The sequence below is a fragment of the Lysobacter korlensis genome (assembly GCF_042434515.1).
In genome coordinates this window covers 921,685-939,381 of the sequence record NZ_JBHLTG010000001.1, presented here as the reverse complement: position 1 = coordinate 939,381, position 17,697 = coordinate 921,685, and the positions used below count along the sequence as shown (strand labels likewise).

The 17,697-nt window shown below is 68.8% G+C and carries 16 protein-coding genes; 15 read left to right on the top strand and 1 reads right to left on the bottom strand.

Annotated elements, in window-relative coordinates; all coding sequences use genetic code 11:
- Positions 1–167: 167 nt before the first annotated feature.
- The 11 genes from ACFFGH_RS04180 to ACFFGH_RS04130 all read left to right on the top strand — a co-directional run bounded on the left by ACFFGH_RS04180 (position 168) and on the right by ACFFGH_RS04130 (position 10,338).
- On the top strand, positions 168–728 hold the full coding sequence (locus ACFFGH_RS04180; RefSeq protein WP_386665059.1) for a hypothetical protein: 561 nt from the start codon (positions 168–170) through the stop codon (positions 726–728).
- Between the two features lie 148 nt (positions 729–876).
- The gene (locus ACFFGH_RS04175) at positions 877–1,617 is read left to right on the top strand and encodes a flagellar motor protein (protein WP_386665056.1); all 741 of its coding nucleotides are present in this window, start codon (positions 877–879) and stop codon (positions 1,615–1,617) included.
- A gap of 7 nt (positions 1,618–1,624) precedes the next feature.
- Complete coding sequence (motD, locus tag ACFFGH_RS04170) at positions 1,625–2,662, top strand: flagellar motor protein MotD (RefSeq protein ID WP_386665053.1); 1,038 nt, start codon at positions 1,625–1,627, stop codon at positions 2,660–2,662.
- Positions 2,662–3,432: a ParA family protein gene (locus ACFFGH_RS04165; protein ID WP_386665051.1), complete on the top strand. Its 771-nt coding sequence runs from the start codon at positions 2,662–2,664 to the stop codon at positions 3,430–3,432. Before motD ends, ACFFGH_RS04165 begins: the two co-directional genes overlap by 1 nt.
- The gene (locus ACFFGH_RS04160) at positions 3,429–4,445 is read left to right on the top strand and encodes a chemotaxis protein CheW (RefSeq protein ID WP_386665049.1); all 1,017 of its coding nucleotides are present in this window, start codon (positions 3,429–3,431) and stop codon (positions 4,443–4,445) included. Before ACFFGH_RS04165 ends, ACFFGH_RS04160 begins: the two co-directional genes overlap by 4 nt.
- Positions 4,446–5,014: 569 nt before the next feature.
- Positions 5,015–5,320, top strand: coding sequence for an STAS domain-containing protein (locus ACFFGH_RS04155; protein ID WP_386665047.1), 306 nt, complete (start codon positions 5,015–5,017; stop codon positions 5,318–5,320).
- On the top strand, positions 5,317–5,682 hold the full coding sequence (locus tag ACFFGH_RS04150) for a response regulator (protein WP_386665044.1): 366 nt from the start codon (positions 5,317–5,319) through the stop codon (positions 5,680–5,682). Before ACFFGH_RS04155 ends, ACFFGH_RS04150 begins: the two co-directional genes overlap by 4 nt.
- Before the next feature lie 131 nt (positions 5,683–5,813).
- Positions 5,814–7,808, top strand: a complete 1,995-nt coding sequence (locus ACFFGH_RS04145) for a chemotaxis protein CheA (RefSeq protein WP_386665043.1) — start codon at positions 5,814–5,816, stop codon at positions 7,806–7,808.
- A 70-nt stretch (positions 7,809–7,878) separates the two neighbouring features.
- Positions 7,879–8,382 carry a chemotaxis protein CheW gene (locus ACFFGH_RS04140; RefSeq protein WP_386665041.1) on the top strand — a complete coding sequence of 168 codons (504 nt, stop codon included), beginning with the start codon at positions 7,879–7,881 and terminating at the stop codon, positions 8,380–8,382.
- 216 nt (positions 8,383–8,598) lie between these two features.
- Positions 8,599–9,693: an OprO/OprP family phosphate-selective porin gene (locus ACFFGH_RS04135; RefSeq protein ID WP_386665040.1), complete on the top strand. Its 1,095-nt coding sequence runs from the start codon at positions 8,599–8,601 to the stop codon at positions 9,691–9,693.
- 93 nt (positions 9,694–9,786) lie between these two features.
- Positions 9,787–10,338, top strand: a complete 552-nt coding sequence (locus ACFFGH_RS04130) for a GAF domain-containing protein (protein ID WP_386665039.1) — start codon at positions 9,787–9,789, stop codon at positions 10,336–10,338.
- Positions 10,339–10,676: 338 nt separating this feature from the next.
- Here the strand turns inward: ACFFGH_RS04130 and ACFFGH_RS04125 are convergent, their stop codons facing one another.
- Positions 10,677–10,985, bottom strand: a complete 309-nt coding sequence (locus ACFFGH_RS04125; RefSeq protein ID WP_386665038.1) for an energy transducer TonB — start codon at positions 10,983–10,985, stop codon at positions 10,677–10,679.
- 254 nt (positions 10,986–11,239) lie between these two features.
- Here ACFFGH_RS04125 and ACFFGH_RS04120 point away from each other — a divergent pair, with 254 nt between their 5' ends.
- The 4 genes from ACFFGH_RS04120 (at position 11,240) to cheD (ending at position 17,689) form a co-directional block, all read left to right on the top strand.
- Positions 11,240–13,924: a methyl-accepting chemotaxis protein gene (locus tag ACFFGH_RS04120; protein ID WP_386665037.1), complete on the top strand. Its 2,685-nt coding sequence runs from the start codon at positions 11,240–11,242 to the stop codon at positions 13,922–13,924.
- Positions 13,925–14,053: 129 nt separating this feature from the next.
- A complete protein-coding gene (locus ACFFGH_RS04115; RefSeq protein ID WP_386665035.1) occupies positions 14,054–16,228 on the top strand; it encodes a putative bifunctional diguanylate cyclase/phosphodiesterase in 2,175 nt (724 codons plus the stop codon).
- The gene (locus tag ACFFGH_RS04110; RefSeq protein WP_386665034.1) at positions 16,221–17,084 is read left to right on the top strand and encodes a CheR family methyltransferase; all 864 of its coding nucleotides are present in this window, start codon (positions 16,221–16,223) and stop codon (positions 17,082–17,084) included. Before ACFFGH_RS04115 ends, ACFFGH_RS04110 begins: the two co-directional genes overlap by 8 nt.
- Entirely contained in the window at positions 17,081–17,689 is a 609-nt protein-coding gene (cheD, locus tag ACFFGH_RS04105; RefSeq protein ID WP_386665032.1) for a chemoreceptor glutamine deamidase CheD, read from the top strand. The genes ACFFGH_RS04110 and cheD overlap by 4 nt, the downstream gene beginning before the upstream one ends.
- Positions 17,690–17,697 lie beyond the last annotated feature (8 nt).

Here is a 17,697-nt window from a genome sequence, read left to right as displayed (position 1 = left end):
CAGGCGGCCCCGGCCACGCGCTTGCAGGATGCCGCGATGGATAACTGCCCGCGGACCGGTGGGGCGCGTGCAGCAAACGGCAATCCTCACGGGCAAAAACGGCTTCAGCCGCCCACAGGTGGGCCGTTACCGGCATTGAACTCCTTCCTTCCGCCCGGCCCGCCCGAATGAAACGCGCCCTGCTTCTGCTCTCCCTGTCCGCGCTCGCCGCGCCGGCGTCACCCGCGATCGCGGCCGACATCGCCTACAACTTTCTCGAGATCGGCCACTTCCAGATCGAAGGCACGTCGTCCGGGCCCATCGCGCGCGTCAGCGCCGGCTTCGGCGATACGGGCTTCTACGGCAGCGTCGGCTACAGCCGTCAGAATTTCGACGCGGCCGGTGCGGGCGATGTCGATGTCGATGTCGGTCTGGCCGGGATCGGCTATGCGCATACGCTGGTCGAAGGCACCGACCTGAACTTCGAAGCCGGCTACCAGCGCGCCGATGCCGCTGGCGAGCAGGTCGATGGCTATCGCGGCTCGGTTGGCGTTACCCACATGCCGAACGACCGCTTCGTCGTCACCGCGAGGGCGAACCACTATTTCGGCGGCGACACCGAAGGCACGCTGACGACCGCGTCGTTCGGTGGCGAGGTGTTCTTCAACCCGATCTGGAGCCTGGCCGCCGAAGCCGAGCTCGCCGAAGGCCCCGACGCCTACCTGCTCGCGCTGCACTACGGCTTCTGACGCCGGCGCGCGGCCGCCGCGTTCGCGCCACCCGCCGGGCCGGTGCCCGGGTCCGCTTCTTGCATCGCTCCGGATCGACCGCCTCCGCGCGGCGCGGCCCGTCGCCGTGCCGCTCAAGAATCCGCCCCGGACTCCGATAAACCCTGTGATGGACAAGCTCAGCGTCATTGCCGTCGTGCTCGCCCTGGTCGCCCTCGTCGGCGGCAGCGTGCTCAAGGGCGCAGGCCTTTCGGGCCTGTGGTCGCCCGCGGCGTTCGCCATCGTGATCGTCGGTACGTTCGCGGCAATCATGCTGCAGACGCCGATCACGACGTTCCGGCGTGCGTGGAAGATCGTGCGCTGGGTGTTCCGCCCGCCGGCGAGCGATGCGCGCGCGCAGATCACGCGCTTCGTCCAATGGAGCACCGTCGCGCGCCGCCACGGGCTGCTCGCACTCGAGATCGAAGTGGATCGCCAGCACGATCCGCTGCTGCGCAAGGGCCTGCAGATGGTGGTCGACGGCGTCGAGCCTGAAACGATCCGGCAGATGCTGGAAATCGAAGTACACGGCCACAGCCAGCGAGACCTCGCCGCCGCGAAGGTGTTCGAGGGCATGGGCATCTATGCGCCGACGCTGGGCATCATCGGCGCCGTGCTCGGCCTGATGGCGGTGATGAAGAACCTCGCCGATCCGAGCAGGCTCGGTCAGGGCATCGCTGCCGCATTCACCGCGACGATCTACGGCATCGGCGCGGCGAACCTGATGTTCCTGCCGATGGCCGCCAAGCTCAAAAGTCTCGTCAACGCGCAGACCCACGAGCGCGAGATGCTGGTCGAAGGCCTGATCGCGATCGCGCAGGGCGAGAACCCGCGCAACATCGAAGTGCGCCTCAACGGCTACCTGCACTGACACGACGATGCGGTCACGCCGGCACCAGCACGAAGAACACGTCAACCACGAGGCCTGGGCGATCCCCTACGGCGATCTGGTGACGCTGCTGCTCGCGTTTTTCGTCGTGATGTATGCGGTGTCTTCGGTCAACGAAGGCAAGTACCGCGTCATGGCCGATGCGATGTCGGTTGCGTTTGGCGGCCCGCCCAGCACGCTGTCGCCAGTACAGCTCGGCGAGACAATGCAGGCGGGCGACCCGCTCGACCGCTCCGCGGCCGGCGCGGCCACCGCGAGCGCGGTGCACAACCCCCGGCTGAACCAGCTGCTGCAGTTGCCGCCGCTGGGCGACACGCTGCAGCGCACGTCCCACGTGCGATCACAGATGCCCGCGGCGATCGACGACCAGCTCGGTGCGATCGGTGCACGCGTCGAACGCGCGCTCTCGGGCCTGGTCGCGCAGGGACTGGTCACCGTGCGTCGCAGCCGCACCTATCTCGAGGTCGAGATCCAGAGCGACCTGCTGTTCGCCAGCGGCGTGGCCGTGCCCAGCCCGGCGGCGCGCACGGCGATCCGTCAGCTCGCCGACGTGCTGCGCGGCGAGCCCAACGCGATCCGCGTCGAGGGATACACCGACAACCGGCCGATCCGCACCGCGCAGTTCCGCTCGAACTGGGAACTGTCCGCCGCACGCGCGGCAAGCGTGGTGCACGAACTCAGCGACGGCGGCATCGCCGAGCCGCGCCTTGCGGTGATCGGCTACGGCGAGCACCACCCCGTGGCCGACAACGCGACCGTCGAAGGCCGCAACGCGAACCGCCGCGTGCAGCTGGTGATTTTGGCCGCGACCGACGGCGCCGACACGGTGATGCCCGAGCGCGCGGCGCCGCCGGCAGTGGCCGCATCGGTGGCGGCCGTGCAGACACGCGCCGCGCCCACGCTGGCGCAGGCAGCCGAGCCCGATCCTGAAACCCGCTTGACCCTTCCACTTTCCGGATACGCCTCGCTCGAGCGCTCGGTCGCCAGCAGCGTTACCCCGGTTTCAACCACTGCCGGAGTCCACTGATGCAGACCTGGGCGATCGCCAACCAGAAAGGCGGCGTCGGCAAGACCACGACGACGCTGTGCCTCGGCCGCGCGCTTGCCGAAGCCGGCGCACGCGTGCTGCTCATCGATCTCGACCCGCACGCCTCGCTGTCGCATGCGTTCAGGGTGCCGATCGATCCGCCGCCGCAAGGCAGCCACGACATCTTCCTGGACGAGGAAGCATCGATCGAGGCGCTTGCGCTCGACACCCCGATCGACGGACTGCGGCTGATGGCGGCGCAGCCGGCACTGGCGACGCTCGAACGACGCGGTGCCAGCCAGCCCGGACTCGGTCTTTCGCTGGGCCGTGCACTGAACGATGCGCGCATGCAGTACGACTACGCGCTGCTCGACTGCCCGCCCACGCTCGGCCTGCTGATGGTGAACGCGCTTGCCGCCGCCGACCGCCTGGTGGCGCCAACGCAGACGGACCCGCTGGCCCTGCATGGTCTCGACGACATGCTGCGTACGGCCGACATGATCGAGCGCTCGCGTCGCCGGCCGCTGCCGCGCCAGATCATCCCCACCCTGCACGACCGTCGCACGCGCGCCGGTACGCGCAGTCTCGAGCTGCTGCACGAGCGCCATGGCCGGCACGTATGGCCCGGCGCGATTCCGGTCGACACGCGACTGCGCGATGCCGAAGCGCTGACCGGCGCCGCCCCTGTGCACAGCCGCGGCACCGAGGCCTACGCGCTCGCCGCTTCATGGCTGCTCGACAGCGCCCGTACCCATCAGGAAGCCGCATGAACCAGCCGCTGATCGACGCCTATCTCGACGAACTGCTCGGCCCGACGCCGGGCGGCGGACGCGCCTCGGCGCCCGTTCCAGCGTCGACGCCCGACGACGTGGTCGCCCATGCGGCCGTCGCGGAGGCGGTGGCCGACGCCACGGCCGATGCGCTGGCCGTGGCGCTGCTTGAAGACTTCGACCGGGAAACCACGGGCGCCGCTGCGCCGGCGTCTCCGGCGCCGGTCTGTTCGGATCCGGACCCTGCCGCTTCCGACTCCGCCGCTTCGGATTCTGTCGCTTCGAACCCTACGGACTCGGAGGCTTCCGCCCCGGCCCCGGCCCCGTCGCCGGCCGCTGCGGTCATCGACGATTCGCTGGCGGCCGAGTTGCTGGCCGAGTTCGACCGCGAGATCGCGACGCAACCGGCGGTCATTCCGCGTGCCGCGCGCACGCCGGCGGCGTCAGCCGAACCGCCAGCGCAGCTCGCCCCGGCTGCGGCTGCGCGCGTCGCCCCGGAGTCGTTCGAGCTGCCCGAGTCGTTCTCGCCGGTGCCGCGGCCGCGGCCGGTCCAGGAAACCCCGCCCGCGCTGCGTGCGAAGGACACCACGCGACCGGGGCATGCGCATCCGGGCCGCTGGCTGCGCGTGTGCGTGGACACCGACCGCTACGCGGTCGAGCTGCTGCGCGTTCAGGAAGTCGTACGACTGGTGCCGATCGTGTGGATGCGCGGCGCGCACGCGGCGGTGCTCGGGGTGATGAACCTGCGTGGCCGCATCGTGCCGGTGTTCGACCTGGGGCTGTGGCTGGGGACGACGGCCGTGGAGCCGGACGAACGCGCACGCATCGTGGTGGTCGAACGCAACGACGAGCTGATCGGGCTGCTGGTGACGGCAGTCAACGATGTGGTGACGCTGACGGCCGAGCACATCGAGCCGCCGCTCGGGGCGGGAACGCCGGGGGCGATCATGGGGGTCGCTCGGGCGAACGATGCGCCTACGGTGTTGCTGGATGCGAATTGGCTGTTTGATTGAGTGACGTTGTTGAGCTTTTGAGCTTTTGAGATTTGAGATTTGAGATTTGAGATTTGAGATTTGAGATTTGAGATTTGAGCTCACGGCAAGGGCTTCCGCCTTGCGGCGGGTTACTTTTCTTTGCTGGCCCAAAGAAAAGTAACCAAAAGAAACGGCTTTTCCCCGAGGGATCTACAGCTGGCAACCGGACGGCTGCTCGGGATTTTCCGATTCGCCATTCCATGGCTCAGTCGGAAAACGGCGGGCATCCATGCCCGCCGCCCTTCGGGTTTCCATGACGATGCAGCCGTTGGGCTGTCGTCAAGTGCGACAGCGACAGCGACAGCGACAGCGACAGCGACAGCCACGACTTTTGCGACGGCTGAGGCGACTTCAGGGCCGATGCCGTCGGAGCGCACCGCCGCTTGCACGGGCGCTCGATCGGCTGACCGCACGGCGCGACTTTGGGGCGGAAGCCGCTTATCGCGACCAATCACCGCAAACCGCGTACCCGGTCACCCTGCCGGGGCCTCAAGTGATCGTCGGGAGCGCCGTTAAAACTCTCGAACCATCCGGTCGCGAGGCCTGCCATGAGCGAAGTTGCCCTCCAATCCGACCTCGGCATCGAGCGTGTAAGCGAGCTGCAGGACATGTTGTTGCCTCACCTGGACGATGCCGAGCCGCTTGCGCTCGTCGGCGACCAGGTCACCCGCGTGCATACCGCGGGGCTGCAGCTGCTGCATGCGTTCGTACGCGAACGCGCGGCGCGCGGCGGAAGCACCACGGTCAAGTCAGCGTCGCCCGCGCTCGCCGCGGCCGCCCGCCAGCTCGCGCTGGCGGTGAGCCTCGGCGTCGATATCCACCAAGTTGAAACCCTTTCCGGAGACGCCGCGTGAGCGCCCAGTTGTTGATCGTCGATGATTCCACCTCCATGCGGCAGATGGTCGCGTTCGCGCTGTCGTCCGGCGGCTACTCGGTCAGCGAGGCGGAAGACGGCCAGGCCGCGCTCGACATCGCCAGGACGCGCCGCTTCGACGCGGTGGTCACCGACGTCAACATGCCGCGCATGGATGGCATCGAGCTGATCCGCCACCTGCGCCAGCTGCCTGACTACAAGTTCACGCCGCTGCTCATGCTGACCACCGAGTCGGGCCCGGAAAAGAAGATGGAAGGCAAGCAGGCCGGCGCGACCGGCTGGCTGGTCAAGCCGTTCGATCCCGAGCAGCTGCTCAACACCGTGCGCAAGGTGCTCGGCTGATGATCGCGGCAGGGACGGCCCGGCCGTCCCGCCTGCGCGTCGCGGCCGTGCACGCTGCCGCGGCATCCGTGTTTTCCCCGCCGCCCGCGCCTTGTGCGCGCAGCGGCCGCTCCAGTGACGGGTAGACCCTGATGGACATGTCCCAATTCCATGCCGCGTTCTTCGAGGAGAGCCGTGAAGGGCTTGCCGCGATGGAGTCGGGCCTGCTCGGGCTGGAATCGGGGAACAGCGATGGCGAAACCATCAACGTCATCTTCCGCGCCGCCCACTCGATCAAGGGCGGCGCGGCGACGTTCGGTTTCGTACACGTCACCAAGCTGACCCACGTACTCGAAACACTGCTGGACGAGGCACGGGCCGGCAAGCGCACGCTCGGCAGCGACGCGGTCAGCGCACTGCTCGGCTCGGTCGACGTGCTGCGCGACCTGCTCGAAGTCGCCGAGCATGGCGGCAGCGTCGACGAGTTCGCGCTTGGCGATGCGCATAGCGCGCTCGAGGCGATCCTGCAGGGCAGCAGCGGCACCGCCGCCGCCGCACCGAAGGCCGCCAAGCCCGTCGATGCCCTGCCGGACCACTGGCTGGTCAGCTTCGCGCCGCATCCGTCGCTGTTCATGAGCGGCAACGATCCGCTGCGCATCATCCGCGAGCTCGCCGACCTCGGTCCGGTCGACGTCGAGATGAGCGATGCGAAGCTGCCGAAGTTCGGCGAGTTCGATCCGCTGCAGGCGTTCATGTCCTGGCGCGTCAAGGTACCGGGTACGGTCAAGCGCGCGCTCGTCGCCGATGCGTTCGCATGGGTCGAGGACGAATGTGATCTGTCGATCGAAGGCGTCGGCCAGCAGGCCGCGCCGCCGCAGGCCGCCACGGCGGCCCCGGCACCCGAAGCTGTGGCTGCTGCACCGGCTGCTGCCAATGCACCGGCCGGCAACCAGCGCGCGTCCGACGCCGATGGCTCGATCCGTATCGCGACGTCGAAGATCGACGTGCTGATCAACCTCGTCGGCGAACTCGTGATCACCCAGGCGATGCTGCGCCAGCGCACCGAAGGCCTCGACCCGGGCGAGTTCGAGTCGCTGCTGACCGGCATCGACCAGCTCGCCCGCAACACGCGCGACCTGCAGGAAGCGGTGATGGGCGTGCGCATGCTGCCGGTCGAATTCGCATTCAGCCGCTTCCCGCGCATGGTCCGCGACCTCTCCGGCCGCCTGGGCAAGAAGGTCAAGCTGCGCACGTTCGGCGAGGCGACCGAGCTCGACAAGGGCATGATCGAAAAGATCGTCGACCCGCTCGTGCACCTGGTGCGCAACGCGATCGACCACGGCCTCGAGATGCCCGACGAGCGCAAGGCCGCCGGCAAGGACGAGAACGGCACGATCACGCTCAACGCCCAGCACCAGGGCGGCCACATCCTGATCGAGATCACCGACGACGGCCGCGGCATGAACCGCGAGCGCATCCTGTCGAAGGCGCGCGAGAAGGGCCTGGCCGTGCCGGAAAACCCGACCGACGGTCAGGTCTGGGACCTGGTGTTCGCACCGGGCTTCTCGACCGCCGAGGCACTGACCGAACTGTCCGGCCGCGGCGTCGGCATGGACGTGGTCAAGAAGAACATCCTCTCGCTCGGCGGCGCGGTGGAAATCCGCAGCGCGCCGGGCAAAGGCAGCACGATCTCGATCCGCCTGCCGCTGACGCTGGCGATCCTCGACGGCATGACCGTTGCGGTCGGCGAGCAGGTGTTCGTCGTGCCGCTCAACACCGTCATCGAATCGCTGCAGCCCGAGGCCGCCGACGTGCGCACAGTCGCGAACTCCGCGCGCATGGTGCGCGTGCGCGACGACTACGTGCCGCTGGTCGACCTCGCATCGCAGTACGGCATGCCGCCGACACTGCGCCAGACGCAGGGCGGCGCACCGATCGCGGTCGTGGTCGAGAGCGAAGGCAAGCGCCTTGCGCTCGAGGTCGACGACCTGCTCGGCCAGCAGCAGTTCGTGATCAAGAACCTCGAAACCCATTACCGCCGCGTGCCCGGCGTATCCGGCGCGACGATCCTCGGCGACGGTCGCGTCGCACTGATCGTCGATGCCGGCGGCCTGTCGCACGCCGCCCGCCTGGCAGCGGCGGCATGAGCCTGCCACGCACGAGCCCTTCCCCTGTTCCGGCCCGCGCATCTGCGCGGTCCTGCTTCGAGATGCCGCGATGACCGATGCCCGCACTGCCAAAGCCAACCCGGACTCCGCCAGCGCGCTGGCGAACGAGTACCTGACCTTCGCGCTCGGCGACGAGGAGTACGGCGTCGACATCCTCAGGGTGCAGGAAATCCGCGGCTACGACACCGTAACCCGGTTGCCCGAGGCACCCGCCTTCATCAAGGGCGTGATCAACCTGCGCGGCACGATCGTTCCGGTCGTCGACATGCGCATCAAGTTCCGCCTGCCGCGCGTGGTCTACGACACGACCACGGTGATGATCGTGCTCAACGTGGCCGACCGCATCGTCGGCGTCGTGGTCGACAGCGTGTCCGACGTGCTGAGCCTCAATGCCGACCAGGTGCGGCCGACGCCCGAGCTCGGTTCGGCGATCGACCGCAAGTTCGTGACCGGCCTCGGCGTCGTCGACGAGCGCATGCTGGTCCTGCTCGACATCGAACGGCTGATGACCAGCAACGAGATGGGCCTCGTCGACGAGGCAATCGCGGCCTGAAACCGGCCGGGTCCAGCTGCCAGTGACGCTCGGCCTGCACCCCGCAGCAATGGCGGCGAATGCCGGGCGATGCACGCGAAGCGCCGTTGATTTGCGGCGCGACTGACGGCGCACCTTCGCATCACGGCGCAACCGTCCCGGCCGGGTTCTAACCCGGTCCGCCGAACTCTTTCCACACACCGTCATCGCACGCGCTTGCGCGTGCCGGTATCTGCCATGTCCTTCCGTTTTTGCACCACCGCTGCTCGCCCGCTCGCACTGGGCTGCGCGTTGCTGGCCTCGCCCTGCTACGCCGCGCAGGCGGATGGGCTCGATTTCTCGCCGACCGCGAACATCCAGTACGACTGGGCACGCTTCGAGTCCGACGACGTCCGCCTGCGCGACGATGACGCGTTCCGGCGCGCACGCGTCGGCTTCAAGCTCAAGGGCGCTGACGGGCGCTGGCAGCTGGTCGCCGAGCACGACCTGGCCGAGAACACGCCGCCCGACGCCTTCGTGGAGATCACGCCGGCCAAGGGCCACAGCCTGCGCATCGGCCAGTTCAAGCAGCCGTTCCTGCTCGAGGACGCCGTCAGCGACAAGCACGCGCTGTTCATGGAGCAGTCGCTGCTCGGTGCGTTCGGCATCAGCCGCCGCATCGGCGTCGAATACGCGCGCCAGGCGGCACGGGGCACGATCAACGCAGCGGTGTTCGACCAGCGTCTCGACGGCAGCAACGCATCGCGCGGTTTCACCACGCGCGCTACGTGGCGCCTGCGCGAACGCGAGGGCGAGGTGCTCCACATTGGCGGCGGGCTGGCGAGCGAATCGCCGGACAACACACGCGCCGCATTCAGCGCCGGGCCCGGCACGGCACTGACCGAGGTCAAGCTGGCGCGCAGCGGGTCGATGACGCGGGTCGACCGCGTTAATCGCGCCGCACTCGAGGGATTGTGGCTGCGCGGCGCATGGTCACTGCAGGGCGAGCTGGCACAGGTCACAGCGCGGCGCGACGGTGCCGATTTCGTTGGCAACGCCCAATCGCTGCTGGCGACCTGGTCGCCGACCGGTGACGCGCGCAGCTACAGGCGTGGCGTCGTCGGCGCGCCGTCGGTGGACGACGGCCCGGCATGGGAATTCGCGCTGCGCTGGAGTGCGATCGACCTGCACGACGGCGCGATTGCCGGCGGCGAGGTCGAGAACCTCGGCGCGGCGGCGACCTATTACGCGAACTCGTACCTGCGCGTCATGGTCAACCTGATCCACAGCCGGCGCGATGGCGCACAGGATTCGCCCACGACCGCGGGGCTGCGCGTGCAGGTGACGTACTGACGCCGCAGCGGACTGGGCACGCCCGTTGGCCGCGCTCAACCTCCGCCGCCGGCGGCCGTTACCGAGGCGACCTGCCACTCCGACTGGAACACGATGCAAGCCCCCGCCCTTCCCGCGAACGAATCGCCGCGCCTTCAAGCCCTGCGATCGCTTGGCCTGCTCGACACCCAGAACGAAGAGCGCTTCTCGCGTTACGTACGGCTGGCGAAGTCGCTGATCGATGTACCGATCGCGACGATTTCGCTGGTCGACTCGAACCGGCAGTGGTTCAAAGGCTGCGAAGGGCTCGAAATGTCCGAGACGCCGCGCAACATCTCGTTCTGTGGCCACGCGATCCTTGAGCAGGGCGTGTTCTACATCCCGGACGCCGCGGCCGACGCGCGCTTTGCCGACAACCCGCTGGTAACGGGCGCGCCGCACATCCGCTTCTATGCCGGTTGCCCGGTCTACGTACCCGGCAACCTCGCGATCGGCACGCTGTGCGTGATGGACCGCCGCCCGCGCACGCTCACTCCCGAGCTGCTTGGCCGCCTGCGTGATCTCGCCGATTGCCTGCAGCGCGAGCTGAGCCTGCATGTACTGCTGCAGGACATCCAGCGGCTCAAGAGCAGCCCGGCGCTGACCGCGCTGGCCCAGCACGGCTAAACGGCTCCTGTAGCGCCGCGGTTGATTCTACGTCGCCCCCCGACGCCTGCCCTGCCCCACCACTGCGCCGGGGCGCGTTGCTGCTGCCTGTCAGCCTCCACCGCTCGGAGACGGTAGACGTCGGGGCCGCCGGTGCTGCGCCGGCGCTCGGCCTCGGTCGCCCGCAGAAAACAACAGCGCCGGCCAGCTCGCCGCTTCAAAACGCGGACAAAAAAAGCCCCGCACCTGCATGCAGGACGGGGCATAAAGGACACGGACACGGGGCCGGGTGGCCCGCCTCACGAACCACCCGGCTGCCGTCGCGCCTGCCGAGGGCGCGACGACGGATAACGATCGGATTACAGCGCGAAGTCGAGGCGGACCTTGCCGCGACCACCGCCCGGCGCGAACGTCCATTGCTTCACTGCGCGCACGGCGGCGCTCTCGAACGTGCGTGCCGGCTTGGCGTTGACGACCGACACGCTCTCCACCTTGCCGGTCGCGTCGACGACGAACTCGACCTCGACGAAACCCTGCTTGCCGGTGCGCGCCGCTTCCGGCGGGTACTGCGGCTCCACGCGCTTGATCGGCTTGAGTTCGGCCGAAGCGGGAGCGGCGAACGAGGCGGCCATGGCGGCCAGTGCGATGGCGAGGGCGATGTGACGCATGGGTGGAACTCCTGTCGGTTACATCCCAGACATCGGCGGTCCCGCATGCGACTTGAGCGCCCCGCAGCAGGTGCGTATCGATAGCGTGACGGACCCGGCGTTTTGCATGTCGCCCGCGCGCGAACCGCGGAGCAGCGCACGTTTCGCGTAGCCGTCCGGCGGCCCGCCGCTGCCGGCCTTAAAGAAACCGGACCGGCCGCCGATGCCATGAGGGTCGACCCCCGTCTGGGGTCCGCTTCTGGATCGAGGCCCCCATGTCCGTTTCTGCTTCCGCCCTCCTGGATCGCCTGATGACGCCGGCAACGCGATTGATGTCGCGCCTGACGTTTCTCAACAAGGCAATCGTCATCGGCCTGTCGTTCGGCCTGACCTGCGCCGTGCTGGCCGGCGTCATCGCCACCTCCACGGTGCGCGAGATCTCGGCGACCGAGCTGCAGGTCTCGGCCGGCACGCCGCTGGCGGCGATGCACGAGGCGATGCTCGGCATGCAGCAGCATCGTGAAGCGACGGTCCGCGGGTTCTTCGACGATCCGTCGCAGCAGGCCGCGATCCCGCAGATGCGCGCGGCGGTCGACAAGCAGCTCGAAGCCGTCGAGGCGTGGGAAGCCCAAACGCTCGAGGACCAGCCGCTGAAGGAGCGGTTCGAGAAGCTCCGCGCATCTTGGAAAAAGGCCCAGGGCGACCACGCCGATGCGCTTGCGGCCGCCAAGGCTCATGAAGAAGCGCTGCGGCACGCGCGCCTGCTGGTCAAGGGCGTGGACACCGCCACCGGCCTGGCGCTCGCGTCCGATCCGGCGATGCTCTACGTCAGCCGTTCGCTCAGCGAGTGGCTGCCGATGCTCAGCGAATACACCTCTCGACAGGGTGTCGTCGCGATCCGCATGTTCGGCGAGGGCTCGGTCTGGGCCGAGGACCGCGCACAGCTCGCGGTCGCGCAGAACATGGAGCGCTACCTCGAGGACCGCATCCGCATCGACACGGCGCAGATCGAGGCCAGCGCGCCGTCGATCGCCAAGGACGTCAAGGGCGCGCTCGACGCCGCGATGAAAGCCACCAAGACCCAGGAGACCTTGATCCAGACGCGCGCGCTCGACGCCGACGTGCCGGACATGCCGGTGGCCGAGATGGGCAAGCACTCGTCAGCCACGCGCGCGGCGATTGCCAACGCGATCCATAGCGCAGCAAAGGCCTATGCCAACGCCGGTGCCGACGAGCTGCAGCAGCTGCGCGCCAAGGCGCTGACGGTCGCGCTGATCTGCGTGCTCGCACTGATGCTCTCGGGTTACCTGTTCGTCGGCTTCAGCCGCAGCACGCGCGATTCGCTCGCGGTGATCAAGCAGGCTTCGGAAATGCTGGCCGTTGGCCAGTTCCCCGAAAAGGTCGCCGTGCACAGCCGCGACGAACTGCGCGATATCGGCAACAGCATCGAAAACGCGGTCGCCAGCCTGCGCCAGTACTCCGGCGCCCAGCGCACGATGTTCGAGGCCCACCAGGCCGGCGAAATCGACCACCGCATGGACACCGATGCATTCCCGGGCGCGTTCGGCGTGATGGCCGATGAAACCAACACGCTGGTCGCCTCGCACATCGACGTCAATGCGCGCCTGATCCAGATCGTGGGCCAGTACGCACGTGGCGACCTGTCGGCCGATATCGAGCGCTATCCGGGCAAGAAGGCCGAGATCACCGCTGCGGTGGATGCGGTCAAGGCCGGCATGCAGGCGGTCAATGCCGAGATCAAGGCACTGGTCGATGCCGGCGTGGCCGGCGACCTCACCCGTCGTGGCAACGCCGAGCGCTTCGAGTTCGTCTACCGCGACATCATCGAAGGCCTGAACCGCCTGATGAAGACCGCCGACCACGGCATGGGCGAAGTCGGTGCGCTGCTGTCGGCCGTGGCCGACGGCGACCTCGGCCGCCGTGTCGAAGTGCAGCTGCCGGGCCAGTTCGGCGTGCTTGCGAACGATGCCAACCGCACGGTCGAGCAGCTGACGCAGATCGTCGGCGAGATCCGCCAGACCAGCGACGCGATCAACTCCGCCGCCGGTGAGATCGCCTCGGGCAACAACGACCTGTCGCAGCGCACCGAGCAGCAGGCCGCCGCGCTGGAAGAAACCGCCTCGTCGATGGAGGAACTGACCTCCACCGTGCGCCAGAACGCCGAGAACGCCCGCCAGGCCAACCAGCTCGCGATCGGTGCCGGTGGCGTCGCGTCGCAGGGCGGCGCAGTGGTCGGCCGCGTCGTGCAGACGATGAGCGAAATCAACCAGTCCTCGCGCAAGGTCGCCGAGATCATCTCGGTCATCGATGGCATCGCGTTCCAGACCAACATCCTGGCGCTGAACGCGGCGGTCGAAGCCGCCCGCGCCGGCGAGCAGGGCCGTGGCTTCGCAGTAGTCGCCGCCGAAGTGCGCTCGCTCGCACAGCGCAGCGCGAACGCCGCCAAGGAGATCAAGCAGCTGATCAGCGATTCGACGCTGAAGGTCGAGGAAGGCGGCGCCCTGGTCGACCAGGCCGGCAAGACCATGGCCGAGATCGTGACCAGCGTGAAGCGCGTCAGCGACATCATCGCCGACATCGCGGCGGCCTCGGCCGAGCAGAGTGCCGGCATCGAGCAGGTCAACCAGGCAATCACGCACATGGACGAGGGCACGCAGCAGAACGCCGCGCTCGTCGAAGAGGCCTCGGCCTCGGCGCGCGCGCTCGAGCAGCAGGCCGAACAACTGGTGCAGACCGTGTCGGTGTTCCGCGTCGGCCAGGCACCGGCACCGGTGCAGGTGCACAGCGCGCCCCGCGCGGCGGCCGGACCGGCCGTGCGTCGCGCCGCTGCAGCGCCTGCAGCGCAGGCCCGCCCTGCGCCGCGCAAGCGCGCTGCGACGCCGGTGGCCGGCGCCGTGACCTCCGGCACCGGCAACGACCACGACTGGCAGGAGTTCTGATGCCCCGCATCGGATCGCCCGGCAGGCAAACCCTGCCGGACCTGTACGACATCGCTTGACCCCGCCCCATGCCGGCCGCCTCGATGCGGCCGACATGGTTGAACCGGCCCCCGAACGCAGACGACGCCCATGCCGTTGCAGGTCCCCTTCCCTCCCGCCGAAGGCGCCACCGCCGAAGCCGTCGACGCGTTCGGTGCACTGCGCAACGAAACCGGTCGCAGCGACGGTTTCGACGACGTCGTCGCAATGGCGGTCCAGTTGCTGGACGCGCCAGTCGCGGCGCTGGCGATGCTCGAAGGCGGTCGTCTGCACGTGCTCGCCGAGCGCGGCCTGGGGCCGGTCGCACTGTCGCCGCTTCAGCCGTTGCTGGACGGCCTGACCGTGCACATGCCGGTGCGTCTGCTGCTCGACGCGAATGTCGACCCGGCGTTCCAGATCGATCCGCTGGTACGCGCTGCGCCCAACCTGCGCTTCGTGCTGGCGGTCGCGGTGCCGGGCACCGGCGACGAAACGCTCGGCGTGCTGCTGGTCGCCGACCCGCGTCCGCGCGTGTCGGTGCGCGCCGCCAGCCAGTCGCTGCTGCAGCGGCTTGCACAGTTGTCCGCCGGTCTGATCGAACGCCGCCGCCTCGAACGCACCAACCGCATCGCCGAGCAGATCGCGCATGCCGATTTCAGCGGCGTGATCGTCGTCGACGGCCGCGGCGAGGTGACGTTCGCAAACCCGGCCGCCGAGATGATCTTCGGCCACCCGCTGCCCGCCGGCGCGCGCGTCAACGAGCTGTTCCCGGACGAGCTTCAATCCAACCCCGAAGGCACGGTGCAGTGGCTGCGCGACGGCTCGCCGGGCCTGGCCGCGCCGCAGGCCTCGCATGACCTGCGCATCCGCACGCGCCAGGGCGATCTACGCACGCTCGAGGCCGCGCGCTGCGCCTGGGTGTCCGGCGGCGAGCCGGGCATGGCGCTGATCCTGCGCGACGTCACCGAGCGCCGCCTGCTGCGCCACCGTCTCAATGTCTCACCGAACGACGAACTGACCGGCCTGCCGCGTCGCGGTTCGCTGCTGGCCGTGCTCGACACGTTCCTGCGCGACCGCGTCCGCCCGCTCGGCGTTGCGTTGCTCGGCCTGGACAACTTCCGCACGGTCAACGACACGCTCGGCCACACGATCGGTGACGCGGTGCTGCAGCTGGTCGCCTGCCGCCTGCAGTTCAGCCTGCCGCCCAGTGCGCGCTTGGCCCGCTTCGGCGGCGACGAGTTCGCGCTGGTCTATCCCGGCACCGAGCAGGACGCGATCCAGCGCCATCTGCGCGCGGTGCTGTCCGACCTTGCCCGCCCGTGCGAGGTCGACCACAACCTCGTGCACATCGAAGCCAGCATCGGCGTGGCGATGTGCGACGAGCCGAACATGGAAAGCGGCGAGCTGGTCGCCCGCGCCGACCTCGCCATGCAGCACGCCAAGCGCAGCGGTGGCCGCCGCCTGAGCCGGTTCGAGCCGGACATGCGCGTCGAAGCGCACGACCGTCGCCGCCTCGACCTCGAACTGCGCCGCGCCTGCGACGAGGAAGAATTCGAACTGCACTATCAGCCGCAGATCGACCTGTTCAGTGGCCGCCCGACCGGTGCCGAAGCGCTGCTGCGCTGGCGCCATCCCGAGCGCGGCCTGCTGTCGCCGGACAAGTTCATCGACGCGCTCGCGAACAGCTCGGTCAACGCCACGGTCGGTCGCTGGATTCTCGAGCGCGCCTGTCGGGACGCGATGACCTGGCCAGTGATCGATGGCCGCAAGCTCGCAATCGGCATCAACCTGTTTCCGGTGCAGCTCGACGACGAACGACTGCTCGGCGAAGTCGACCATGCGCTGGCCAGCACCGGTCTCGCGCCGGCCCGGCTCGAGCTGGAACTGACCGAAACGATCGCGCTGCGCGATGACGGCATCGCTGCAAGCGCGCTCGCTTCGCTGCGGGCACGCGGCATCCGCGTGGCATACGACGACTTTGGCACCGGCTACGCGTCGCTGTCGATGCTGCAGCGGCTGCCGGTCGACCGGGTCAAGATCGACCGCTCGTTCGTGCGCGACGTGCTCGCCAACCGCGGCGATGCGGCGATCGTGCGCTCGATCCTGCTGATCGCCCGCAACTTCAACCTGCGCGTGATCGCCGAAGGCGTGGAAACGGCGGCGCAGGCGGAGATGCTGCGCGAGCTCGGCTGCGACGAGGCCCAGGGGTTCCTGTACTCGCGTGCGCTTCCGCTGGCGGATTTCAACCGCTGGATCGAAAGCTATCGGGTGCCCGGCCATGAGTGATGCCGCCGACGCCGTCGCTTCGCTGCGCGAGGACCGGGCCTTCACGTTCGACGACCGCGACTTCGCGCGGGTCTGCCGGCTGATCCGCGAACGCGCGGGCATCAACCTCGGCCCGAGCAAGCGCGACATGGTCTACAGCCGGCTCGCGCGTCGCATCCGCACGCTGGGCATGGAGCGGTTCTGCGATTACCTCGACCACCTCGAGCGCCACCCCGAGGACGAGGACCAGGCGTTCATCAATGCGCTGACGACGAACCTGACCTCGTTCTTCCGCGAGGAGCACCATTTCGACGCGTTCGAAAAGCTGCTGCGCAACGCCGGCGGCGGGCCGCATTCGATCTGGTGCTGCGCCGCGTCCACTGGCGAGGAGCCGTATTCGATCGCGATCACCGCCTGCGAAACCTTCGGCACGCTGCGGCCGCCGGTGCGCATCCTGGCGACGGATATCGACACCGGCGTGCTGGAGACCGCCGCGCGCGGCGTCTACCCGCTCGAGCGCATCGCCACCCTGTCAGCGCAGCGCCAGCGCGACTATTTCCTGCGCGGGACCGGCCCGAACGCCGGCCTGGTGCGCGTCAAACCCGAGCTGCAGGCGCTGATCGAATTCCGTCCGCTGAATCTGCTGGGCGACGACTACGGCCTGCGTGGCGGCTTTGCGGCGGTGTTCTGCCGCAACGTGATGATCTATTTCGACAAGCCGACCCAGCACGAAGTGCTGCGACGCATCGCGCCGCTACTGGGCCCGGACGGCGTGCTCTATGCCGGCCACTCCGAAAGCTTCGCGCATGCCGCAGACGTGGTGACGGCGTGCGGCCGCACCACCTACCGCGCGGCGCGTGCCGGGGATCGCCGATGAGCGCCGCCGTCGCCGCGATTGCGCCTGCCAGGCCGAGCGTCTATTTCGACGCTGCGCTGCAGACGCGCGCGGTCAAGCTGCTGCCGGCCGATTACCTGGTCACCTCCGAGCCGCTTGCATTGGTGACGCTGCTCGGATCGTGCGTGGCCGCATGCGTCTTCGACCCGGCCGTGCAGCTCGGCGGCATGAACCACTTCATGCTGCCGGAAGGCCAGCCCGGCGACCGCCCCGGCGACGTCAGTGCGCGCTACGGCGCACACGCGATGGAACTGCTGATCAACGAGCTGCTCAAGCGCGGTGCGCGCCGCGCGCGGCTGCAGGCGAAGGTGTTCGGTGGCGGCAACGTGCTGCGCGGCTTCCAGGATCCGATCGGCACGCGCAACGCCGAGTTCGTGCTCGACTACCTTGCGGCCGAGCACATCGCAGTGGTTGCCCAGGACCTGGGCGACATTTTCCCGCGCAAGGTCTGCTTCTTCGCCCAGAGCGGGCGCACGCTGGTGCGTCGCCTGCCAGCCACGCGCGAGCGCGAAGTGGCCGATGTCGAGCGCGCCTACCGCAGCCGCCTGTCCGTTGCCCCGACCAGCGGCGGCGTCGAACTGTTCTGACGGAGTGG